This is a genomic window from Streptomyces sp. NPDC104106, assembly GCF_055584345.1.
The window spans coordinates 105,087-128,946 of record NZ_JBVJMF010000016.1; the positions used below are offsets into that span (position 1 = coordinate 105,087).

Here is a 23,860-nt window from a genome sequence, read left to right on the forward strand (position 1 = left end):
TCCGCGCGCCCACCAGCCGACGGCCTCGTTCGTCCGCGCCCCCACCAGTCACCGGTCTCCTCGGCCCCACCGGCCCGCGCCACTCACACCGCGTGCCGCATCCACACATTGGGCTCGACGTAGACGCCGTACCCCCGCTCCGCCTCGCAGCGCACCGGGACCAGCGCGCCGGGCACCTCGACGTCGCCGGTGGTGTCGAACGGCAGCCCGGTCCAGCGGCGCCACTCCTCCAGTGAGGCGCCGACCGTCATGGAGGCCGGGGCGATGGAGTCGATGGTGCCGCCCGCGCGCGCGTGGACCCGCAGCCACGGGTCCTCGGGCAGCCCGTCGGGGCGCACCCGGTGCGCGTACTCGGTCATGGGGGTGTACGGCTCGCGGTGCTTGGCGCTGGGGCGGACGGGGGCGACGACCTCACGGAAACCGTGGGCGCGGGCGTTGTCCCGCATCGCGGAGAGCATGACGGCGGACAGGCCGCGCCCCTGGGCGTGCGGGGCGATGGTGACGGAGATGGCGCTCACGGTGTCCGGGCGGGTGCCGCGGCGCAGGTCGGCGAAGGCCCACAGCAGAACCTCGTCCCAGCCCCGCGCGGGCAGCACGCCCCGGCCCTCGGCGCCGAGGGCGAAGGGCACGCTGAAGGCGTGGGCGACGATCTCGCCGTGCCGGTCCTCCGCGAACAGCGCGTACCGCGGCAGTTCGGCGGCGATGCGGGCGTAGTGCCCGATGCCCACGGGGTCGTTGGCCACGAACTCCGGCCAGGTGTCGGCCATGTCGAGCATCGCGCGCAGCCGGTCGGGCCGCTCGGCGACGCTGCTCACTTTCACGTCCATGGCGGCCACGGTAGGCGGCGGCCCGCCCGGCCAGGTACCGGATCACCCGCCGCCCGTGCTGCGGCGGCTCCGGCCGCGGCGTTCCGTGCTCACCTCGCCGTGAAGCGCTGTGGTGCCTCGGTCGGGTTGCCGCCCGAGGGGAGCTGCTGGTTCGGGCAGCCGGCGAGGACCTTCTTCATGGCGGCCTTCTCGGCGTCGGTGACCCACAGGCCGTACTTTTTCTTGACGGCGACCTGAGTGGCGACATACGTGCAGCGGTAGGCCCCGTTGGGCGGCAGCCAGGTGGCCGCGTCGCCGTCGCCCTTGCCGCGGTTGGTGCCCGCGTCGACGGCGATGAGGTTGAGAGGGTCGTTGGCCAGCGCTATCCGCTTGCGGGCGTCCCAGTACTCGGCGCCCTTCTGCCAGGCGTCGGAGAGCGGGACGATGTGGTCGATGTCGACCTGGCTGGCGCCGCGCCGGTAGGTGATCTCCTTGCCGGAGTACGGGTCGGGCTCCAGCAGGCCGTACGAGACGCGGCACGTCCCGCCGGTGAACTTCACGTCCTTCAGGTCGCGCTTGAGGATGTCGTCGCGGGTGTCGCAGGAGTTGGAGTCGGTATCGGCCCACGCGGTGCCGAACCGGGCGCGGGAGTAACCGGTCTTCGGCGCACGCCCCTTGACGGTCAGTGCGTCGGCGGCGGCCATGACCGCGCCGTTGCCGCCGGACCGCTCGGGTCCGGCGGCCCCCTTGGTGTTGTCGGTGTTGCAACCGGCCACGGCGGTCAGCACCACCACCGCGGCCGCGGCCGCCCCGCCCCTCAGACGCGTCACGGTACGTCCCCCTCGCTCGCCCCGACCCGCCCCCGGTCACAGGCGGAATCGTTCCTTCCCTCACGTTAACCGCCCGGCACCCACCAGCAGATCGGCACCAAAGGGGCGTTCGGGGGCAATCCTCGGCCGAGTTGGAGCATGCGACGCCCCTCGGGGGGAGCGCGGCCGCCCGCCCTGTACGTCGACTGACCCCACGCTCCCGGGGACTTGACCTTGACGCCGGTGTCAGGGTCGGAGGATCCCGGCATGGACAGCCTGAACGCCGCCGCCAGCTCACCGATCCTCATGCCCCCCTCTTCCGGCTCCGGCGGCTCTACGACCCCAGGACCGAGGCGAGGAACTCGCCGACCCAGCCGAGCAGTTCGCGGCCGACCAGCGGCTTGCCGCCGACCTTCGCGGTCTTCGGGCGCGGGACCAGCACCTGGCGCACGGCCGGCTTGATGACCGTGCCGGGGTACAGGCGCCTCAGCCGCAGCTCCTGGGACTCGCGCAACTCCACCGGCGCGAAGCGGATGTTGGTGCCCTGGAGCACGATCTCGCCGACGCCGCACGCCCGCGCGAGCATCCTGAGGCCGGCCACCAGCAGCAGGTTCTCCACCGGCTCGGGCAGCTTGCCGTAACGGTCGGTGAGTTCCTCGCGGACGGCCTTGATGTCCTCCTCGCTGTTGGCGGAGGCGATGGCGCGGTAGGCCTGCAGGCGCAGCCGCTCGCCGGGCGCGTAGTCGTGCGGGACGTGCGCGTCGACCGGCAGCTCGATCTTGACCTCCAGCGGCGCCTCCTCCTCGATCTCGCCCGTCTCCAGCTGGCGCCGGTAGTCGGCGACGGCCTCGCCGACCATGCGGACGTACAGGTCGAAGCCGACACCCGCGATGTGCCCGGACTGCTCGCCGCCGAGGAGGTTTCCGGCGCCGCGGATCTCCAGGTCCTTCATCGCGACGTACATGCCCGCGCCCATCTCGGTGTGCTGGGCGATGGTCGCCAGGCGCTCGTGCGCGGTCTCGGTCAGCGGCTTCTCCGGCGGGTACAGGAAGTACGCGTACCCGCGCTCGCGGCCGCGGCCGACGCGGCCGCGCAGCTGGTGCAGCTGGGAGAGGCCGAAGGTGTCGCCGCGCTCCACGATGAGGGTGTTGGCGTTGGAGATGTCGATGCCGGACTCGACGATCGTGGTCGAGACGAGCACGTCGAACTTCTTCTCCCAGAAGTCGACGACGACCTGCTCCAGCGCCTGCTCCGACATCTGGCCGTGCGCGGTGGCGATGCGGGCCTCGGGCACGATCTCGCGGAGGCGGGCCGCGGCCCGGTCGATGGACTCGACGCGGTTGTGGATGTAGAAGACCTGGCCCTCGCGCAGCAGTTCGCGGCGGATGGCGGCGCCGATCTGCCTCTCCTCGTAGGGGCCGACGAAGGTGAGCACCGGGTGGCGCTCCTCGGGCGGGGTGGTGATCGTGGACATCTCGCGGATGCCGGTGACCGCCATCTCCAGGGTGCGCGGGATGGGCGTGGCCGACATGGTCAGCACGTCGACGTTGGCGCGCAGCTTCTTCAGCTGCTCCTTGTGCTCCACGCCGAAGCGCTGCTCCTCGTCCACGATGACCAGGCCGAGGTCCTTGAACCTCGTCTCGGAGGAGAACAGGCGGTGGGTGCCGATGACGACGTCCACCGCGCCGTCCTTCAGGCCTTCCAGGACGGCCTTGGCCTCGGTGTCGGTCTGGAAGCGGGACAGCGCCCGCACGTTGACCGGGAACTGGCCGTACCGCTCGGAGAAGGTGCCGAAGTGCTGCTGCACCAGCAGGGTCGTCGGCACGAGGACGGCGACCTGCTTGCCGTCCTGTACGGCCTTGAAGGCGGCCCGGACCGCGATCTCGGTCTTGCCGTAGCCGACGTCGCCGCAGATCAGGCGGTCCATGGGGACGGTCTTCTCCATGTCCTCCTTGACCTCGGCGATGGTGGTGAGCTGGTCCGGGGTCTCGGCGTAGGGGAAGGCGTCCTCCAGCTCGCGCTGCCAGGGCGTGTCGGCGCCGAAGGCGTGGCCGGGGGCGGCCATGCGCGCGCTGTAGAGCTTGATCAGGTCGGCGGCGATCTCCTTGACGGCCTTCTTCGCGCGGGCCTTGGTCTTCGTCCAGTCCGCGCCGCCGAGGCGGTGCAGGGTGGGGGCCTCGCCGCCGACGTACTTGGTGATCTGTTCCAGCTGGTCGGTCGGGATGTACAGCCGGTCGCCGGGCTGGCCGCGCTTGGCGGGGGCGTACTCCACGACCAGGTACTCGCGGGTGGCGCCCTGGACGGTGCGCTGCACCATCTCGATGTACCGGCCGACGCCGTGCTGTTCGTGGACGATGTAGTCGCCCGTCTCCAGGGTGAGCGGGTCGATGCTCTTGCGGCGGCGGGCCGGCATCCGGGCGCCGTCCCGGGTGGCGGTGCGCTGTCCGGACAGGTCGGTCTCGGTGAGCACGGCGAGCTTGAGGACCGGGTCGACGAAGCCGTACTCGATCGAGCCGCAGGAGACATGGACGACGGAGGGGCTCAGCTCGCCGAGGTCGGCGTCCATGCGGGCCGCGATGCCCTCGTTGCCGAGCACCTCCACCGTGCGGGAGGCCGGTCCGTGGCCCTCGGTGACGAACACCGCGCGCCAGCCGTCGGCGAGCCAGCCCTTGGTGTCGGCGAGCGCCCGCGCGGTGTCGCCGCGGTAGGTCTCGGGCGCGTGCATGCCGAGCTTGAGGGTGTCCGCGTCGAGCTCCTCGTCGGCGGCGAACGGGGACACGGACCACCACATCATGTCCAGCTCGCGCGCGCGGTCGCGTACGTCGGCGATGGACCACAGGGAGGCCGCGCCGACGTCGATGGGGGCCTCGCCCCCGCCGGCGGTGGCGGCCCAGGAGGCCTGGAGGAACTCCTGGCTGGTCGCCACGAGGTCGGCGGCGCGCGTGCGCACCCGCTCCGGGTCGCAGACGACGGCCATGGCACCCTTGGGCAGGACGTCGAGCAGCAGCTCCATGTCGTCCACGAGGACCGGGGCGAGGGACTCCATGCCCTCCACGGCGATACCCTCGGCGATCTTGCCGAGCAGTTCGCCCAGCTCGGGGTGCTCCTCGGCGAGGGCACGCGCGCGGGCGCGGACGTCGTCGGTGAGCAGCAGCTCGCGGCACGGCGGGGCCCACAGGCCGTGCTCGGCTACTTCCAGGGAGCGCTGGTCGGCGACCTTGAAGTAGCGGATCTCCTCGACGTCGTCGCCCCAGAACTCCACGCGCAGGGGGTGTTCCTCGGTGGGCGGGAAGACGTCCAGGATGCCGCCGCGCACGGCGAACTCGCCGCGCTTCTCGACCAGCTCCACGCGCGCGTACGCGGCGGCGGCGAGGGCTTCCACGATGTCGTTCAGGTCGGCGTTCTGCCCGGTCCGCAGGGACACCGGCTCCAGGTCGCCCAGGCCCTTGACCTGAGGCTGGAGCACGGATCGCACGGGGGCGACGACGACGGAGACCGGGCCGGTCTCGGGGTCGTCGGGGCGGGGGTGGGCCAGGCGGCGCAGGACGGCGAGGCGGCGGCCGACGGTGTCGCTGCGCGGGCTGAGCCGCTCGTGCGGGAGCGTCTCCCAGGAGGGGTACTCCACGACGCCCTCGGCGGGCAGCAGGGAGCGCAGCGCGGCGGCCAGGTCCTCGGCCTCGCGGCCCGTCGCCGTGACGGCGAGCACCGGGCGGCCGGTCTCGCGGGCGAGGGCGGCGACCGCGAAGGGGCGGGCCGCCGGGGGGCCGACCAGGTCGACGTGCATGCGGTTGCCGTCCGCGGCCGCCCGGGTCGCTTCCGCGAGGGCGGGGTCCTTGACGACGGCGTCGAGCAGACCGTGCAGGCTCATGTGGGCTTTTTCCGTCCGGGGGGTGGGCAACGCAAGGCGCCCGGCGCGGGGAGCGGCCGGGGCTGTCCAGCGTACGACTTGGTCGGCGGTGCCGTCGGGGGCCTGTGGACAACTCGCGGCCTGTGGACGACCTGCCGCCCGCCCGCGCCCCCGGAACGGCGGACGACCCGGTGCCGGGAAGTCCCCGCGGACTTCCCGGCACCGGGTCTTTCCCCCGCAACCCCCGTGTGCGGTGGTCTTGGGCCGGCCGTGGCGGCCGGCTTGCGGCTAGTCCGTCGCGATGGCGTTCAGGACGTTCATCCGGCCCGCCCGGAACGCCGGGATGAGGGCGGCGAACAGGCCCACGAAGGCCGAGGCGACGAAGACGGTGATGATCGTCGGCCAGGGGATGTCCAGGATCTTCAGGCCCTGCAGGGCCAGGAGCTTCTGGGCGGTCGCGCCCCAGCCCATGCCGAGGCCGAGGCCGAGCAGGGCGCCGAAGACGGCGATCACCACCGACTCCAGGCGGATCATGCGGCGCAGCTGGCGGCGGGAGAGGCCGATGGCGCGCATGAGGCCGATCTCCCGGGTCCGCTCGACCACCGACAGCGCGAGGGTGTTCACGACGCCGAGGACGGCGACGATGATCGCGAGGGCGAGGAGGCCGTAGATCATGTTCAGCAGCTGGCCGATCTGGTCCTTCAGGGCCTTCTTGTAGTCGGTCTGGTCGCGCACGGTCAGCTGCGGGTAGTCGTCGTGCAGGGCCGACTTCAGCGCCTTGTAGGCGGCCGCCTGCTGCCCGTCCCTGGCGGTGGCGAAGACCATCTGGTCCAGGGGCATCCGGTCGGCGGGGACGTACCGGGCGAGCGTGGCGATCGAGGTGTACATGGCGCCCTGGTCGATCACGTCGTCGCTGCTGGTGATCGCGCGGACCGTCAGGCGGGCGGCGGAGCCGTCCTTGAAGGCGACGGTGATCGTGGAGCCGAGGCGGATGCCGTGGGCCTGGGCGAACTTCTCGTGGACGGACATCGAGTCGGGCAGGTAGGCGTCCTTGAGGTTCCCGCCGACGGTCTTCTTGCGCAGGTCGGTCGCGTAGGTCGGGTCCGCCGCCGTGATCTCCGTGTCCTTCAGGGTCCGCCCGTCGGGGGTGGTGAGGTCGGCCTGGGCGGGCCTGTACTCGGTGACCCGCGCGAGCTGCGGGGTGCTCTTGATGAGCCTGACCGCCTGGGGCGTGACGAGCTGGGCGTTGTCGGGCTGCACGATGAAGTCCGTGCCGACGGTCTTGTCGAGCTGGTCGGTGGCGGAGGCGACCATGGAGGAGCCGACCACCGACAGGCAGGCCACCAGGGCCAGGCCGATCATCAGGGCCGCGCCGGTGGCGCCGGTGCGGCGCGGGTTGCGCAGCGCGTTGCGCTCGGCCATGCGCCCCACCGGGCCGAAGACGCGCAGGATGATCGCGCCGAGGACGCGGACCACGCCGGCGGCCAGCAGCGGGCCGATGACGACGAAGCCGACCAGCGTGGCGAGCACGCCGAGGCCCAGCCAGCCGGAGCCCGCCTTGGCCTTGTCGGCGGTGGCGGCGACGTAGAGGCTGTAGCCGCCGGCGGCGGTCAGGAGCAGGCCGATCACGGCCCGGACGGCGCCGGCCTTGGCGTCGGCCGGGGTGCCCGCGTCGCGCAGGGCGGCCATGGGGGAGATCCGGCCGGCGCGCCGGGCGGGCAGGTAGGCGGCGAGGACGGTGACCACGACGCCGAGGAACAGGCCGATCGCGGGGGTCGTCCAGGCGACGGTCAGGTCGTCCGTGGACAGGTGCATGCCCATCTGGCCCATGAGCTTCATCAGGCCGACCGCGATGCCGATGCCCGCGCCGACGCCGAGGACGGAGCCGAGCACGCCGAGCAGCAGGGCCTCGATGAGCACGGAGCGGTTGACCTGCCTGCGGGAGGAGCCGATGGCGCGCATCAGACCGATCTCCCGGGTGCGCTGGGCGACCAGCATCGAGAAGGTGTTGATGATCAGGAATATGCCGACGAGGAAGGCGATCCCGGCGAAGCCGAGCATCGCGTACTTCATGACGTTCAGGAAGCTCTTGACGCTCTTCTGGTTGGCGTCGGCGACCTCCTTGGCGGTCTGCACCTTGTAGCCGTGGCCGAGGGCCGCCGTGACGTTCCGCTTCAGCTGGTCGTCGGTCACGCCCTTGGCGGCGGTGACGTTGACGTCGGTGTAGACGCCGGTGCGGCCGAGGAGGGTCTGCTGGGCGGTCTTGGTGTCCAGGTAGAAGATGGCCGCGCCGGGGTTGGTGACCTTGAAGGCGGCGATGCCGGACACGCGCGCGTGGTGCGTGCCGACGACCGAGATCACGCCGATGTCGGAGCCGAGCGTCAGGTGGTGCTTGGCGGCGGTGTCCTCGTCGACCATGACCTGGTCCGGGCCCTGGGGCGCCGCACCCTTGGTGATCTTCATGGTGCGGGCGTCGTTGCCGTTCCAGCTGCCCACGATGGTCGGGGCGCCGCTGCTCGGCGAGAGCTTGTCCTTGTGGGCGTCGATCACGGTGACCGAGGTGGAGAACACCGTGCCCTCGGCCTTCGCCACGCCCCGGGCCCGGCCGATGTCACCGACCACGGAGGCCGGCAGGACCGGGGGCCTGCCGGTGCGGGAGGTCGTCTCGCCGCTGTCGGAGGAGCCCTTCGCGCTGACCGTCACGTCCGAGGACGTGGCCTGGAACAGCTTGTCGAAGGTGGTGTTCATGGTGTCGGTGAAGACGAGGGTGCCGCTGACGAACGCCACCGACAGCAGGACCGCGATCGCCGAGAGCGCCATGCGGCCCTTGTGCGCGAAGAAGTTGCGCAGCGAGGTCTTCAGGACGGTCATGACGTACGCCCCCGGGCGTCGAAGTCCTTCATGCGGTCCAGGACCTGATCGGCCGTCGGCTGGTACATCTCGTCGACGATCCGGCCGTCGGCGAGGTACAGCACGCGGTCCGCGTAGGAGGCGGCCACCGGGTCGTGCGTGACCATCACGATGGTCTGGCCGAGTTCGTCCACCGAGCGGCGCAGGAAGCCGAGGACCTCGGCGCCCGCGCGCGAGTCGAGGTTTCCGGTCGGCTCGTCACCGAAGATGATCTCCGGGCGGGCGGCGAGCGCGCGGGCCACGGCGACGCGCTGCTGCTGGCCGCCGGAGAGCTGGGTCGGCCGGTGCTTGAGGCGCCCGGCGAGGCCGACGGTCTCCACCACGCGCTCCAGCCAGGCCCGGTCCGGCTTGCGGCCGGCTATGTCCATCGGCAGCGTGATGTTCTCGATGGCGTTCAGCGTCGGCAGCAGGTTGAACGCCTGGAAGATGAAGCCGATCCGGTCCCGGCGCAGCTGCGTGAGCTTCTTGTCCTTCAGGCCGGTGATCTCGGTCTCGTCCAGGTGGATCTGCCCGGACGTGACGGTGTCGAGGCCGGCCAGGCAGTGCATCAGGGTGGACTTGCCGGACCCCGAGGGGCCCATGATCGCGGTGAACTGACCGCGGGCGATGTCCACGTCGACGTGGTCGAGGGCGACGACGCGGGTCTCGCCGGACCCGTACGCCTTCACGACCTGCCGCGCCCGCGCGGCAACGGCCGTACGCCCTCCAGTACCCCCGTGCCTGGGAATGGTCACAGCCGATGTCACGGTATGTCTCCTATGTCGGTTGACAGGTCGTTCGCATGCCTGGTGCGCCGTGCCGGCGCCCTGGTCTGACGTCGATGAGTCTCGTGGCCGGCCGGGGCGTCCCGCGCTGGTGCGAAGCCCCGTCTTTCCGGGGGGTAAACCCCACCCCGCCGATCCGGTCAGCCGCCCCCCAGCGGCGTAAAGCCAGGTTAAGGACCGGACACCGCCCGGCTCGTCCTCCGCCGGGACGAACCCTCCCCGAGCCGTAGTACGGAGACACCCCTAGGGGTCCTCCACCTCCGGGCGGAGTGCTTCTCAGGGGCGCCTCCACCCTTCGGCGCGGCCAGTCTCCACCCTGACGTCGCGTCAGGGGCAAGGCCCGCACGCCCCGGGGCCGGGCAGAGCGTGCGTGGCAAGCTGTCGTACCGGACATGGATGCAGGGGGCAGGTTTCGGCGGAAGCTCCCGGGGAGGGGTCAGCGGTGGGGGGAACGACACCCGCGATACGCGGCGGCACCGACGAGCGGCAGAACACCCGGCGGCGCGGAGCGGTCGTCGCCGCGCTGATGCTGGCGATGGCGCTGGCGGCCCTGGACGCCACCATCGTCTCCACGGCCGTACCGCAGATCGTCGGCGACCTCGGCGGGTTCTCCGTCTTCTCCTGGCTGTTCTCCGGCTACCTGCTCGCCGTGACCGTCTCGCTGCCCGTGTACGGCAAGCTGTCCGACACCTTCGGCCGCAAGCCGGTGCTGGTGGCGGGCGCGGCCGTGTTCCTGCTGGGCTCGCTGCTGTGCGCGGCCGCCTGGAACATGGGGGCGCTGATCGCGTTCCGGGTCGTGCAGGGCCTGGGCGGCGGGGCGCTGCAGGGCACCGTGCAGACCCTGGCCGCCGATCTGTATCCGCTCGCCGAACGCCCGAAGATCCAGTCGAAGCTGTCCACGGTGTGGGCGGTGTCGGCGGTCGCCGGGCCGGGGCTCGGCGGGCTGCTGGCCGCGTACGCCGACTGGCGCTGGATCTTCCTGGTCAACCTGCCGATCGGCGCGGCCGCGCTGTGGCTGGTCGTCCGTCATCTGCACGAGCCCGCGCGGGAGGTGCCGGAGGGTGCCGGGCCCGCGGCACGCGCGCGCGTGGACTGGGCCGGGGCGCTCGCGGTGTTCGCGGCCGGCGGGGTGCTGCTGACCGCGCTGGTGCAGGGCGGGGTGGCCTGGCCGTGGCTGTCGGCGCCGTCGCTCGCGCTGTTCGGGGCGGGCCTGGCGCTGACCGGGGTCGTGGTGTGGGTGGAGCGGCGGGCGGCGCAGCCGATCATCCCGGGGTGGGTGTGGCGGCGCCGGACGATCGCGGCGGTCAATCTGGCGCTCGGCGCGCTGGGGCTGCTGATGGTGGCGCCGAGCGTGTTCCTGCCGACGTACGCGCAGTCGGTGCTCGGGCTCGCGCCCGTGGCCGCCGGGTTCGTACTGTCGGTGTGGACGCTGAGCTGGCCGGTGTCGGCCGCGCTGAGCCAGCACGTCTACCGGCGCATCGGCTTCCGCGACACCGCGTTGCTCGGCATCGGCCTCGCGACGCTGATCCTGCTGGCGTTCCCGTTCCTGCCGTACCCCGGCTCGTGGTGGCAGCCGACGCTGCTGATGCTGGTGCTGGGCGGCGCGCTGGGCCTGTTCCAGCTGCCGCTGATCGTGGGGGTGCAGTCGACGGTGGGCTGGTCGGAGCGGGGCACCACGACCGCGTCCGTGCTGTTCTGCCGGCAGACCGGACAGACGCTGGGCGCCTCGCTGTTCGGCGCCGTCGCCAACGGGGTGCTGGCCGCGCGGCTGGGCGGCGCGGGGGACCTGGACTCCGTCACGCGCGCGTTGAACGCCGGTACGGCACCGGAGGCGACGCGGCGCGCGATCGCGGACGCGGTGCACGCGGTCTACCTCGGCGCGGGCTGCGCGGCGGCCCTGGCCTTCCTGGTCCTGCTGTTCCTCGCGCCGCGGCGGTTCCCGGTCCGCGCCGAGTGAGCCGGGCGCGCCCGGTGGACGCCGGGCGCGCGGTCAACGCGGGTACACCCCTGATCGGAAACGTTTTTGCGAAGTAAGCGCATACCGACCGGCCAGTTCGCTGAAAACCCCGCGCGGCCCGGGACCCGCGAGTAGCGTGCGGGGCTCCGCACGCCCCCCACCTCCCTGCGGTCCGCCGCCGCGGACCGCCCCGCAAGGAGCCCCGGGATGTCCTACGACCCGCCGCAGTCCCCGTACGACCCGACTCGTTCCCCCTCCACCCCGCCGCACGCGCCGTACGGCCCGCCGCACCCCTCGTACGCCTCACCGCACCCCCCGTACGGTCCGCCCCTCGCCTCACCCGACGGGCTCACCTACCCCTGGCGGCCCACGCCACCGGAGCCGGCGCGCGATCGCCGGCCGCACCGCGAGCCCGTCGGGCACCACCGTGACCTGCGCGTCCTGCGCGGCGCCTACCGGTGGCAGCGGCGCACCGCCACGCTCACCGCGCTCGGCTACTTCACGCTGTTCCTGGTGCTGTCGGCGTGCGCGCCGGGCGTCATGGCGCGCACGGTCGCCGACGGCATCCCGGCCGGGCTGCTGCTCGCACTGCTCCAACTGCCCGTCACCTGGCTGGCGATCGCCCTGTACGAGCACACCGCGCGCGTGCGCGTCGATCCACTGGCGGAGCGCATCCGCGCGGAGGCCGCGCTCAACGCCCGGCGCGGAGCGGTGCGATGAGCGCGGCCGCCGCCTCCCCCGCCGTGTGGGACCTGACCGGGTTCAGCGGCCGGACCCAGACCATGTCCCTGGTCGCCTTCTCCACCGTCGCCACGGTGACCCTGCTGCTGTGCGTGATGACCGGCCCCGACCACGACGACCTCGACGAGTTCTACACCGGCTACGGCTCGCTGTCGCCGCTGCGCAACGGGCTCGCGATCGCCGGCGACTACATCTCGGCGGCCACCGTCCTCGGCACCGGCGGCGTGATCGCCCTGTGCGGCTACGACGGGCTCGTGCTCGCCCTCAGTACGGCGCTGTCGCTGATGCTGCTGATGTTCCTGCTGGCCGAACCGCTGCGCAACGCGGGCCGGTTCACCATGGGCGACGCGCTCGCCCGCCGGCTGCCCGGCCGCTGCGTGCGCGTCACGGCCTGCGTCGTGACCATCGCCGCGCTGCTGCCGCTGATGCTGGTCCAGCTCGCCGGGACCGGGCAGTTGATGGCGTTCATCCTGGGGTTCTCCGACGCGTCGCTGAAGACCGCGTGCGTCGTGGGCCTGGGCACGCTGATGATCGCCTACGCGGCGATCGGCGGCATGAAGGGCACCGCCCTGATCCAGATCCTGAAGATCGTGATGCTGGTCGGTTCGGGCGCCGTGGTCGCCGTACTGATCCTGCACCGCTTCCACTGGGATCCGGGCGCCCTGTTCTCCGCCGCCGCCCGGCAGAGCGGGGCCGGGCCCGCCTTCCTGCGCTCGGGGCTGGAGTTCGGCACCTCGGGCCGCTCCCGGCTGGACATGATCGCCTCCGAGCTGACCGTCGTGCTCGGCGGCGGCTGCCTGCCGCACGTGACCATGCGCATGTACACCGCCTCCGGCGCCCGCCAGGTGCGCCGCTCGATGTCCTGGGCGGTGTCGATCGTCGCGCTGTTCGTGCTGGTGATCACGGTGGTCGGGGCCGGCGCCACCGCGCTGCTCGGCCGCGGCGTGATCGCCGCCGCCGACCCGCAGGGCAACACGGCGTACCTGCTGGGCTCCCGGGCGGCGTTCGGCACGCAGGTGTCGACGGCGGGCACCTTCGTGTTCACCCTGGTCACCACCGCGCTCTTCCTGACCCTGCTCGCCTCGGTGGCCGGGATGATCCTCGCCTGCGCCAACTCCCTGGCCCACGACGTCTTCGCCGCGGGCGTGCGCGAGATGCCGCCCCGGCGCGAGATGGCCCTCGCCCGCCTGTCGGCGCTCGCGATCGGCGCGCCGACGATCCTGCTCGCCACGCTGGTGCAGCACCACAGCCTGCAGCCGCTGGTGACGCTCTCCTTCTGCCTGGGCGCCTCGGCCATCGCGCCCGCCCTGGTCTACGGCCTGTTCTGGCGCCGCTACACCCGCGGCGGGCTGCTGGCCACACTGATCGGCGGCACGCTGAGCGTGCTGGTGCTCATGCCCGGCACCAACCTGGTCTCCGGCTCGCCCCTCGCGGCGTTCCCGCACGCCGACTTCAACTGGTTCCCGTTCACCACGACCGGCATCGTCTCCATCCCGGCCGGCTTCCTCTTCGGCTGGCTCGGCACACTGGCCTCCGGGCGCGCGAAGGCGGACGAGCAGCGGCGTCGCTACGAGGCGGTGGAGGGGCGGATCCTGGCGGGAGCGCGCCATGTGCACATTCGGTGATGGGCAGTTAAACAGCAAGCGCCGCACGCTTGTTGGCGTCATACGACTGATACGATCATGCCACTTTTCGGTAGGCTGACGGCGCGTCGTGATGACGCGCGCGGGGGAAGTCTGCAAGGCCCCGTCGCGAAGGAGTGGATGTTGGTCCGCCTTGAGGACTGAGGCCTGTTCCCCCGCGCGACGCGACTTGAAGAGAGTCTCATGACGTCATTCATCCAAGATCCACTGCTGTGGATCTTGATTGTTGTGCTCGTCGCTGCGGTGATCGCAGTGCTGCGGGCCCGGAGAACCAATCTGGCTCTCCGAAGAAAGAAGAACGACCTGGAGGCGGGTCTCACCGCCGCCCGCGGGGAGGTCGGGCAGTTGCACGCGCACATCGCGGCGCTGAGCGCGCAGCACGACCACGACCTCGCCGACGTCCGCGCGGACGCGGAGTCGGCGACCAAGGCCGTGCTGAAGTCCGCGATGGGCACCCTGCAGTCCCTCGCCGAGGAGCAGCAGGTCCTCCTGGACGGCCTGCTGAAGAAGTACGGCGACGACACGGGCGTACTGGCCGACCTGATGACGATCGACCACACCGGCAGCCAGTTCAGCCGCCGCGCCAAGGGCATCTCGGTGCTGTGCGGCGGCTGGCTGGGCCGCCGGGACAGCGCCGCCAGCGTCTACGACGTCGCCCGCAGCGCCCAGGGCCGGATCAAGGACTTCAGCCGCGTCGGCGTCCACTCCCAGGTGAACGTGTCGATCGCGAACAAGGCCGTGGAGCCGGTGGCCGTCGTCCTCGCCGAGCTGCTGGACAACGCCACCAACTACAGCGCGCCCGGCACGCCGGTCGAGGTCAACATCCAGGCCGTCCCGACCGGCGTGTGCCTCATCGTCGACGACGCGGGCCTCGGCATGGACCAGGAGACCAAGGACCGTGCCGCCGCCCTGCTGTCCCCCGACCGCCCCGTGGACATCACCGCGCTCGGCGACCCGCCCCGGTTCGGCTTCGCCGTCTGCGGCATGCTCGCCGCCCGCTACGGCTTCGCCGTGTCCGTCGGCTCGGTCTCGCCCTACGGCGGTGTGCGCGCAGTGATCCGTGTCCCGGAGGACCTCCTGACCCACGACGTCCCGCAGCCCGAGCCCGTCCGGGAGACCGGCGCCGAGGAGGCCCCCGCCCCGCAGCGGCTGGCGCCCGTCCCGGTGGTGGGCCCCTCGCACGTGGTGGGGACCACCCAGGGCGGTCTGCCCAAGCGCCGGCGGCGCAAGGGCCCCGTGGCGGCCGTACCCGACACCGCGGGCACCGCGGCCGAAGGCGCGTACGAACCGGCCAGCGAGGTGACGGCGTCGCGGATCGGAGCCTTCGCGCGCGGAACGCTGCTCGGCCGGGACACGAACACCACGGAAGGACCTCAGATCCAGTGAACACCGACCTGTCGTGGGTGCTGAACGACGTGCTCGAGGTGCGCGGGGCCCGCCACGCCATCCTCGTCTCGGGCGACGGTCTGCTCCTGCAACGCTCCGACGACATCAGCCGGGACGACGCGGAGACCAACGCGGCCGCCATGAGCTCGATGCAGTCGCTCAGCCGTGCCGTCGCCGGGTTCGTCGGGGCGGGTCACGGGATCTGGAAGCAGACGCTGCTGGAGTACGACGGCGGCTGGATCTTCCTCAGCGCCGCCGGCCAGGGCTCCTACCTGGCGGTCTCGGCCGCGCTGGACGTCGACATGGAGGCGGTGTCGTTCCGGATGCAGAAGACGGTGAACGCCCTCAGCAAGGCGATGAGCGTGGCGCCCCGCTCGGACAGCGGTGCCCGCTCATGAGGACACCCGGAGAGGAAGCAGTCACCAGCGACTTCGTCCGCTCCTACGTCATCACCGGCGGCCGGAGCCTGCCCACCTCCGAGGACCTGGCCCTGCACACCCTCGTCACCCTGGCTCCCGAGCGGACCCTTCCGCTGGGGGCCGGCCCCGAGGTCAGGGCGATCTGGGAACTGTGCTCCGGGGGGTATCTGTCCGTCGCCGAGGTGGCCGGCCACCTCGAACTGCCCGTCGGCGTGGTCCGGCTGCTGCTCACCGATTTATCAGCCCAGGGGCACCTGCTGCTGCGTGCCGCACCGCCCCGACACCAGAACGTAGACAGAGCGACCCTCGAAAAGGTTCTGAATGGACTCCAATCCCTCATCGGCTGAGACGGCGGGCGGAACCCACGGCGGATCCATCTACGTCTCCAGCGCGGTGACCAGCGCGGCGAAGATCCTCGTGGTCGGGCACTTCGCCGTCGGCAAGACGACCTTCATCGGCTCGCTGTCGGAGATCACCCCGCTGCGCACCGAGGAGAAGATGACGCAGGCGTCGCTGCACGTGGACGACCTTCGGGGCGTGACGGACAAGACCACGACCACCGTCGCCCTGGACTTCGGCCGGCTGACGCTGAGCGACGAACTCGTGCTGTACCTGTTCGGCACCCCGGGGCAGCAGCGGTTCATGCAGCTGTGGGAGGACATGGCCCGCGGCGCGCTCGGCGCCCTGCTGCTGGTCGACCCCGCGCGGCTGGAGGAGACGTTCCCCGTCATCGACCTCATCGAGAGCTACGGCCTGGAGTACGCCATCGCGGTCAACACCTTCGAGGCCGACCGGGTCTACGCCGAGGCGGAGGTCCGCGAGGCGCTCGACCTGCTCCCGGACACCCCGGTGGTCTACTGCGACGCCCGCGACCGCCAGTCCTCCGGCCACGCGCTGATCGCGCTGGTCCGTCATCTGCTCGACCGCGCGGCCTGACCAGCCCGCCGGCTCATCCCCGGCCGCGGGGCCGGGAACTGGAGGAAGAAGCTTCATGGACAGCCCCGTAGCATCCGCCGCCGTCGGCGGCAGATGCCCCATGCACGACGCCGCGTTCGCCGCCGACCCGCAGCAGGTCTACGACCGGCTGCGCGCGCACGCCCCGGCCGGACCCGTCGAGCTCGCGCCCGGCGTCGACGCCACCCTGGTCGTCGGGTACGAGACGGCGCTGCGCGTCCTGCAGAACCCCACCCTCTTCGCCCGCGACGCCCGCCGCTGGAAGGCCCTGAACGAGGGCCGCATCGGCCTGGACAACCCGGTCCTGCCGATGATGGCGTACCGGCCCAACTGCCTGTTCACGGACGGCGCGGTCCACCTGCGGCTGCGCAAGGCCGTCACCGACAGCCTCTCCCGGCTCAACATCAGCCGCATCCGCCGCGACGTCGAGCCGATCGCCGACTACCTGATCGACCAGTTCAGCGAGCGCGGCCGGGCCGACCTGCTCAACGACTACGCCAAGCTGCTGCCGCTGCTGCTGTTCAACAAGCTCTTCGGCTGCCCGGCGGACATCGGCGACACCCTCACCAGCGCCATGTCGGCGATCTTCGACGGCAAGGACGCGGTGCGCGCCAACGAGGAACTCACCGCCTGTCTCATGGCGCTGATCGCCCTCAAGCGCCGCCAGCCCGGCGACGACGTCACCTCCTGGCTCATCCAGCACCCCGCGGGCCTGACCGACGAGGAGCTGAAGGACCAGCTGGTGATGCTGATGGGCGCCGGCGTCGAGCCCGAGCGCAACCTCATCGGCAACGCCCTGCTCCTGCTGCTCGCGCCCGACGACGAGGGCCCGGGCGGCGGCGGCATGCTGGTCGAGGAGGCGATCGACCAGGTGCTGTGGCACCAGACGCCGATCGCCAACTACGCCACGCACTACCCGCTCCAGGACGTCGACCTCGGGGGCGTGGTGGCCGAGACGGGCACCCCGGTCGTCATCAGTTTCGCCGCCGCCAACAGCGACCCGGCGCTGACCGAGGCCCGCCGGGCCCACGGCAAGGGCGCCCACCTGGCCTGGGGCGCGGGCCCGCACGCCTGCCCGGCCAAGGACCCGGCCCAGGTCATCGCCGTCACGGCCGTCGAGCGGCTGCTCAACGCGCTGCCCGACCTGACGCTGGCCGTGGCCGAGAAGGACCTGCAGTGGCGGCCGGGCCCCTTCCACCGGGCGCTGGTCGCCATGCCGGTGGCGTTCAGTCCGGCTCCGGCCACCCGGATGGCGGCGCGGCTCCAGGGCCGCGCGGCCCATGTCCCGGCGGAGCAGCCGCACTCGGTGCCCCCGGCCACCGGGTCCGCGCGCCAGGAGCCGGCCCGGAAGAAGGGCTTCTGGAGTTCGTTCCTGGACATCTTCCGCGTCTGACGCGGAATCGGACGCCGCGCTTGTGGCGGACATGTGACGGGGATGAAATTCCGCCACCGCATGTGACAGGAGCAACACACACAGGCGCATGACGCTACGGAGAGGAAGGGTAGGTTCCGGCGGTACACGGTAGCGCCCAGCCGCAAAGGAGCTTCGCGTGACCGCCGTTGGCGACATACGCGGTACCACCTGCGACCGCCGAGCCGTCATCTCCCTTCTCCGTCGCCTGCGTTCGGCCGAGGGGCAGGCCGACCCCCGTCCCGTCTGGGCCGGTCTGCGCGCCCTGGGCGATGTGGTGCCCGCTCCGTGGGGCGGATTCTTCGTCACCGGATTCGAGGTCTGCAGCCAGGTCCTGCGCGGCAGGAACTGGCTGACCCCCGACTTCGCCTGGCAGGAGCGCCGGCCCGACGCCGAACGTTGGCATGCGCCTGCCACGCAGGAGATGACACGGACCCTGTCCCGGCTCAACGCGCCCCTTCACACCACTCAGCGGCGCGCCCTCGGCAACCTCTTCGACCGCGGCACCCTCCAGGCCATGGAGCCCCAGGTCACCGCCCACGTCACCCGGCTCCTGGACCACCTCGGCGAGGAACTGCGCGCCCGGGGCGAGGCCGACTTCGTCACCGTCGTCAGCGAGAAGCTCCCCATCCACACCGTCGGCCGCTGGCTCGCCATCCCCGAGGAGCACTATCCGCGCATCCTGAGCTTCACCCACCGCCAGGTGCACGCCCAGGAACTGCTGCCGACCAGGAGCGAACTCGACGTCTCCGCCCGGGCCACCCTGGAGATGCGGGCCTTCTTCACCCGCCTGATCGGCGACCGCCGCGCCCACCCGGGCTCCGACGTCCTGTCCGGCTGGATCCGCCACTGGGACGCCGTGCACGCCGACGACCCCGCGGCGGCCGACCAGATCCTCTACGACCTGACGATGTTCATCACCATCGCCTCCCTGGAGACCACGGCGACGCTGCTGACCAACGCCGTCTGGTACCTGACCGGCGACCCCGCGCGCGCACAGCTGCTGCGCCGCCAACCCGAGCACCTCGACGACGCCATCGACGAGGTCCTGCGCTACGACCCGCCGATCCACCTCAACTCCCGTGTCGCCGCCGACGACACCGTCCTCGCCGGCGTCCCCGTCCCCAAGGACACCACCGTCCACGTCCTGTACGGCGCCGCGAACCACGACCCCCGCCGCAACCCCGAGCCCCACGTCTTCGACATCCGGCGCCGTGGCGGCCACCTCACCTTCGGCGGCGGCGCGCACTACTGCCTCGGCGCCGGTCTCGCCCGGCTGGAGGCCCGCGTCCTGCTCACCGAACTGCTGCGCCGCTTCCCCGCGTTGCGGCCCATCGAGCCACCCGCCTACGCCCCCCGTATGGTCTTCCGACGCGCCGCCTCCCTGAAAGTGACGACATGACGACCGCCTCGCCCCTCACCGCGCTCCCGGCCGACCGGATACTCAAGACCCTGCGCACCGAGTGGCGGGGTACCGTGCTGACCATCGAGCTGAACGTCCCCGAACACGGCAACGCCGTCACCGACGCCATGCTGGACGACCTCCTGGCCGTCCTCGGCGACCAGGACCCCACCGTCCGGGTCCTGGTGCTGCGCGCCGCCGGCGACGACTTCTGCCTCGGCGGCGACCGCGGCGAGTTCGCCGAGCACCTCGCCGCCGATCCGACGGCCGGCGGCATCCGGCTGTCCGGCACCAAGGCGCGCCGCGTCTGCGACGCGCTCACCGCCAACCCCGCCGTCACCATCGCCCGCGTCCAGGGCAAGGCCATCGGCGCGGGCCTCGCCCTGGCCCTCGCCTGCGACCTGCGCGTCGGCGCCGACGACGCCACCTTCCGCCTGCCCGAACTCGCCCTCGGCCTGCCCACCGCCTGGGGCGGCCTGCTCCCCCGCCTGATCAGCGAGGTCGGCGCCGCCCGGGTACGCGAACTCATCCTCACCGGGCGGGCGTTCGACGCCGCCGAGGCCGCGTCCCTGTCCATCCTCCAGCGCACCGTCCCCGCCCACGACCTCGACACCGCCGTCACCGCCTGGGCCAAACCCCTCGTCCGCCGCCCCCCGGCCGGCCTGCGCGTGACGAAGACCCTCCTCAACTCCCTGACCGCCTCCGCCCGTCTCGCCGACGCCTCCGCCTTCGACGCGGAACTGATGGCGGCGGTGGTGGCGGAACAGCACCGGGCACGCGAACACGGCTGACCGCGAGGGGCGGTGGCGGGCGCCGGGGCCTGCCGGACCGCACCGGCCTTCGCCCGGCCCGCTCAGTCCACCGCCCGCCCCGTCAGCATCATCAGGCTGTGCCGTACGGAGTCCATCTGCTCCTGTACGACGTCCCAGGTCTCGCCGTGCTCACGCAGCACCTGTTCCGTCTCACGGGCGACGCGCTCCGCACGCACGCGCGCGTCGGCGACGATCTCGGCCGCACGCGCGCGTGCCTCCTCCTGGCCGCGGCGCGCCGCCTCCTCGGCCGCCCCGAGGGCCCGCTCGGCCTCGGCCAGCGCGGCCTCGGCCCGGCGCATCCGCTCCGCGTGGCGCGCGTCCAGCGCGGCGGTCCGCTCGGCTGCCTCGCGCTCGGCCCCGGCCCAGCGCTCGGCCTGCTCCCGGGACTGCTCGCCGAGCATGCCGGCGGTGCGCTGCCGTACCTCGCGCAACGCCGAGAGCGCCTCCGCGCGCCCCGCCTTCACCTCCCGCCGCGTGCCGACGCGGATGCCGTCGGCCTCGGCGCGCGCGGCGAGCAGGCACTGCCGGGCGCGTTCGTCGGCCTCCGCTCGCAGCGCGTCCGCGGTCTGTCGCGCCTCTCGGCGTACGGACTCGGCGTGCTCCTGCGCCCGCGCGACCTGCTCGCGCGCTTCACGCCGCGTGCGCTCCCGCAGGTCCGCCGCCTCCTCCACCGCGAGCCGGAACACGCGCTGCGCACCCTCCCCGAGCGCCTCGTACTCCTGCGGCGCCAGCTGGGCCACGGCCTCGCGCCACCGGGCGAGTTCCTCCCCCATCTCCCGGGCGAGCACGGTCAGCCGCGCGGCGCGCTCCCACGCGGCGTCCCGGTCGTCCGAGAGCGCCCGTAGGAAGGCGTCCACCTGATCGGGGCGGTAGCCGCGCCCCCGGACGGTCGTGAAACCGTGCGGCGGCATCGATGCACTGCTCACCGTCGGAACCCCTCTCCACCAGACATTCCCGACATGCATGACAGGTTGATGTCGCGCACATCTTGATGGATCGGGCGTAAGTGTTCATAACGCGACACTCCGCAGCCACGTCACGCTGACGCGCGCCCCCGCGGGGCGCCGCATGACGCGGGGCGCCCCTTCACTCGTAAGTGAAGGGGCGCCCCGCGCCTCGTCTCCGGACGGCCCGCGCTACAGCAGGCCGTCCCACATCTGCTCCAGCAACACCGACCACCAGCTCTCCGGCGACCCCAGCGCCGCCGGGTCCAGCGCGGCCAGCTGCGCCTGGAAGTCGACGGTCCAGCGGCCCGCCTGCTCCTGGTTCAGGCCGTACCGCAGCCGCCACATCCGGCCCAGCAGCGCCAGACAGCGCGCGAACTCCGGCAGCCCGGTGTTCACGAACTGCGGCGGCACCGGAGCACCGCCCGGCCCCGCCTCCACGGGCACCGCCACGATGTTCGCCGTGCCGTACTGCACGCAGACCGCCTTGCCGAAGTCGGTGCCCATCACCAGGTACGAACCCGCGTCCGGCGCCGGCTGCACCCCGCGCTCGGCCGCCAGCTCCGCCAGCGTCGGCACCGGCCGGCCCGGCTGGGCCTGCGCCCAGAAGAACGGGCCCATGTCCACCGGCAGACCCGCCACGACCAGCGTGTGCGCCACCACCGGCGGCACCCCCTGCCGCGACACCGCCTGCTGCTCGAACCGGAACACCCCCGACCCGAACACCGTCGCCAGCTCCTGCGCGATCGCCTCCGGCGGGACCGGCGGCACCGCCTGCACCGGCGGCAGCGGCGCCCGCACCGGCGCGGGCCGCGCGGGCCCGTCCGCCACCTGGTGCAACTCACCCTGGTGCGCCAGCAACTGGTGCATGCCCTGCTGCCGGCTCGCGTGGTCCGTGCCGTACGGCGCGATGCTCGCGATCCGCGCCTGCGGCCACTGCTCGCGGATCATCCGCGCGCAGTAGGCGCCCGGCAGCTCGCACGACTCCAGCTCCGTGTGCAGCTCCAGCACCTGGTCCGGCGGCACGTTCATCGCGCGCAGCTCATGGAAGATCTGCCACTCCGGATGCGGCATACCCGGCGCGGACCGCCGGATCAGCTGCTGCTCCGAACCGTCCTGCGCGCGGTAGCGCAGCACGGCCTGATAGCCGGGGCCGACCGTCGGCTGCCCCTGCGGCGGATACCCGTACGCCGGCTGCTGTCCCGGCACGGGGCCGCCCGGCGGCATCGGCTGTGCGGCGCCCGGCGGCACGCCGGGGGCGGCCGGTGCGGGCGGTGGCACAGGCGCTGCCGGACCGCCCACGGGCGGCGCGGCCAGCATGGTCTCCGCCTGGTGCACCGCCCCCCGGCCGGCCCCCGGCACACCAGGAGCGGCGGGAGCGGCGGGAGCACCCTGCGGCGGCATGCCAGGCGCGCCCGGAGCACCCGGAACGCGCGGGGCACCCGGCGGCTGCGGCGCGCCCCCGCCCAGCAGGCTGGGATCGGCCAGCACCGTGGCCGCGTGGTGCACCTGGCCCGGCAGCGCGGCAGGCGGCTGCGGCGCGTTCGGCGCACCCGGGGCACCCGGCGCCTGAAGCGCGTCCGGCCCGAGCGCCGGCGCCAGCTGCGTCGGCACATACGCCCCCGCGGACGCGCTCGGCGCGGGCGGCGGCGTCGCACTCCCCGGACGCGCACCCGGCGCACCCGGGGCACCCGGCGGCGGAGGCGGCGCGCCGACCCCGCCGCGCGCCTTCCTCGGCGGCGGGGCGGCCTTGCTCGTCGCGGCCTCCGCTATGTCCCCGGCGTTCGGCGCGAGCGGCCGGCCGGACGTAACCGAGTCCCCCGACGCCGACGACGCACCCCCCGGCGCCTGCGGATAGCCGTACGACGAGGCACCCGGAGGCAGCGGAGACGTACCGGCCTGCCCGGCACCCTGCGCGCCAGGCGCGACCTGCTGCGGCAGCGGAACCCCCGGCCCCGACGACGGAACCGGCGCACCCTGCGCAGGCGTACCCGGTGCGCCCGGTGCGCCAGGTGCGCCCGGCGGAGGGGTACCTGGCATGCCCGGCGCAGGCGTACCCGGCACACCCGCCGCAGGCATACCCGGTGCGCCCGGCGCCTGCGGATAGCCGTACGGCGGCGTACCGGCCGGCGGGGGCGGCGGCGTGCCGCCCTGCGCAGGCGTACCCGGCATGCCCGGCGCAGGCGTACCCGGCACACCCGCCGGGTACCCGCTGCCGGGCGCCCCCGAGGCACCACCAGGGCCGCCCGAACCGCCCTGCGTACCCGGCAGTCGGGACGCGTCGAGCGCCGGCGCCACCGCCGTGGGCGGCAACTGGCTGCCCCCCGACATCAGCGCCGTCTTCGCCTCCGGCGTGGACACCGGCGGCCGGGGAAACCCGTCGGACTCGCTCAGCGGCGGCGCGAACACCGTCTGCGGCAGCGGCACGGAACGGTCGTCCTCGCCGGAGCCCGCGTTCGTGTCGGTCCCCGCCCACGGCGTCGCCCCCACCGGCACCTCAGCCGACGGCGCGCCTGCGGAAGGCCCCACCGACGACGGCGCGCCCGGCGCAGGCGGGTTCCCCGGCGCGGGCACTCCAGCCTGCGTCTGCGCGAGCCCGGCACCGCCCCCGGCCTCACCCGGCGACGGCCGCGCCCCCTGCCCCGCCCCGCCCGGACCCCCCGGACGCCGCTCCCCGATGCCCAGCTTGTCCGCCGCCTCCTGCAGCCACTCCGGCGGAGTCAGCAGGAACGACGTCTGGTTCAGGTCGACACGCGCCGGAGCCGGTGCCGGAGCCGCACCCTGCGGACCGTCCGGACCGCCGTACTCCTCCTCGAACCGGCGGATCACCTCGCCCACCGGCAGGGCCGGCCACAACGTCGCCTCCCCGCTGTCCCGCGCGATGACGAGCCGCTGCGCACCCGCATCCGACCGCGGCCCCTCCGCCCGGTCCTCACCCCACACCACGAAACCCAGCTCGAACTCCCGCACCCGCACCTCCCGATGCTGGTACGCGGGCACGTCGCCGTTGATCCACTCCTCGGCGCGCTCCTGCGCCTGCGCGTAGGTCACCATC

17 protein-coding genes are annotated in these 23,860 nt (G+C 73.0%); 10 read left to right on the top strand and 7 right to left on the bottom strand.

The window, feature by feature from the left end; translation table 11 throughout:
• Positions 1-83: 83 nt before the first annotated feature.
• The 5 genes from ACZ60X_RS31495 to ACZ60X_RS31515 form a co-directional block, all read right to left on the bottom strand.
• The gene (locus ACZ60X_RS31495) at positions 84-827 is read right to left on the bottom strand and encodes an N-acetyltransferase (RefSeq protein ID WP_469605672.1); all 744 of its coding nucleotides are present in this window, start codon (positions 825-827) and stop codon (positions 84-86) included.
• An 89-nt stretch (positions 828-916) separates the two neighbouring features.
• Positions 917-1,636, bottom strand: a complete 720-nt coding sequence (locus ACZ60X_RS31500; RefSeq protein ID WP_469605675.1) for an HNH endonuclease family protein — start codon at positions 1,634-1,636, stop codon at positions 917-919.
• Between the two features lie 313 nt (positions 1,637-1,949).
• Complete coding sequence (mfd, locus tag ACZ60X_RS31505) at positions 1,950-5,483, bottom strand: transcription-repair coupling factor (protein ID WP_469605679.1); 3,534 nt, start codon at positions 5,481-5,483, stop codon at positions 1,950-1,952.
• A 267-nt stretch (positions 5,484-5,750) separates the two neighbouring features.
• Entirely contained in the window at positions 5,751-8,333 is a 2,583-nt protein-coding gene (locus ACZ60X_RS31510; RefSeq protein WP_469605682.1) for an ABC transporter permease, read from the bottom strand.
• Positions 8,330-9,118: an ABC transporter ATP-binding protein gene (locus ACZ60X_RS31515; RefSeq protein ID WP_469605684.1), complete on the bottom strand. Its 789-nt coding sequence runs from the start codon at positions 9,116-9,118 to the stop codon at positions 8,330-8,332. The genes ACZ60X_RS31510 and ACZ60X_RS31515 overlap by 4 nt, the downstream gene beginning before the upstream one ends.
• A 460-nt stretch (positions 9,119-9,578) precedes the next feature.
• Between ACZ60X_RS31515 and ACZ60X_RS31520 the strand changes: the two genes are divergently transcribed.
• The 10 genes from ACZ60X_RS31520 (at position 9,579) to ACZ60X_RS31565 (ending at position 19,840) form a co-directional block, all read left to right on the top strand.
• On the top strand, positions 9,579-11,093 hold the full coding sequence (locus tag ACZ60X_RS31520; protein WP_469605687.1) for an MFS transporter: 1,515 nt from the start codon (positions 9,579-9,581) through the stop codon (positions 11,091-11,093).
• A 207-nt stretch (positions 11,094-11,300) separates the two neighbouring features.
• A complete protein-coding gene (locus ACZ60X_RS31525) occupies positions 11,301-11,813 on the top strand; it encodes a DUF485 domain-containing protein (protein ID WP_469605690.1) in 513 nt (170 codons plus the stop codon).
• Positions 11,810-13,459, top strand: coding sequence for a sodium/solute symporter (locus tag ACZ60X_RS31530; RefSeq protein WP_469605693.1), 1,650 nt, complete (start codon positions 11,810-11,812; stop codon positions 13,457-13,459). Before ACZ60X_RS31525 ends, ACZ60X_RS31530 begins: the two co-directional genes overlap by 4 nt.
• Positions 13,460-13,660: 201 nt before the next feature.
• Positions 13,661-14,863 carry an ATP-binding protein gene (locus ACZ60X_RS31535; RefSeq protein ID WP_469605697.1) on the top strand — a complete coding sequence of 401 codons (1,203 nt, stop codon included), beginning with the start codon at positions 13,661-13,663 and terminating at the stop codon, positions 14,861-14,863.
• Positions 14,860-15,261: a roadblock/LC7 domain-containing protein gene (locus tag ACZ60X_RS31540; protein WP_469605700.1), complete on the top strand. Its 402-nt coding sequence runs from the start codon at positions 14,860-14,862 to the stop codon at positions 15,259-15,261. The genes ACZ60X_RS31535 and ACZ60X_RS31540 overlap by 4 nt, the downstream gene beginning before the upstream one ends.
• Positions 15,258-15,629 (top strand): DUF742 domain-containing protein, encoded by a 372-nt coding sequence (locus ACZ60X_RS31545; protein WP_469605703.1) that lies wholly within the window; start codon positions 15,258-15,260, stop codon positions 15,627-15,629. Before ACZ60X_RS31540 ends, ACZ60X_RS31545 begins: the two co-directional genes overlap by 4 nt.
• Complete coding sequence (locus ACZ60X_RS31550) at positions 15,604-16,218, top strand: GTP-binding protein (RefSeq protein WP_469605706.1); 615 nt, start codon at positions 15,604-15,606, stop codon at positions 16,216-16,218. Before ACZ60X_RS31545 ends, ACZ60X_RS31550 begins: the two co-directional genes overlap by 26 nt.
• Positions 16,219-16,318: 100 nt before the next feature.
• Positions 16,319-17,629, top strand: a complete 1,311-nt coding sequence (locus tag ACZ60X_RS31555; RefSeq protein WP_469605922.1) for a cytochrome P450 family protein — start codon at positions 16,319-16,321, stop codon at positions 17,627-17,629.
• A gap of 157 nt (positions 17,630-17,786) precedes the next feature.
• Positions 17,787-19,049 (top strand): cytochrome P450, encoded by a 1,263-nt coding sequence (locus tag ACZ60X_RS31560; RefSeq protein WP_469605708.1) that lies wholly within the window; start codon positions 17,787-17,789, stop codon positions 19,047-19,049.
• Positions 19,046-19,840: an enoyl-CoA hydratase/isomerase family protein gene (locus ACZ60X_RS31565; RefSeq protein ID WP_469605711.1), complete on the top strand. Its 795-nt coding sequence runs from the start codon at positions 19,046-19,048 to the stop codon at positions 19,838-19,840. Before ACZ60X_RS31560 ends, ACZ60X_RS31565 begins: the two co-directional genes overlap by 4 nt.
• 62 nt (positions 19,841-19,902) lie before the next feature.
• On the opposite strand, the gene ACZ60X_RS31570 is transcribed toward ACZ60X_RS31565, so the two are convergent.
• Together ACZ60X_RS31570 and ACZ60X_RS31575 are read right to left on the bottom strand one after the other, a co-directional pair.
• Entirely contained in the window at positions 19,903-20,787 is an 885-nt protein-coding gene (locus ACZ60X_RS31570; RefSeq protein WP_469605713.1) for a DivIVA domain-containing protein, read from the bottom strand.
• Positions 20,788-20,997: 210 nt separating this feature from the next.
• Entirely contained in the window at positions 20,998-23,859 is a 2,862-nt protein-coding gene (locus ACZ60X_RS31575) for an SUKH-4 family immunity protein (RefSeq protein ID WP_469605715.1), read from the bottom strand.
• Position 23,860 lies beyond the last annotated feature (1 nt).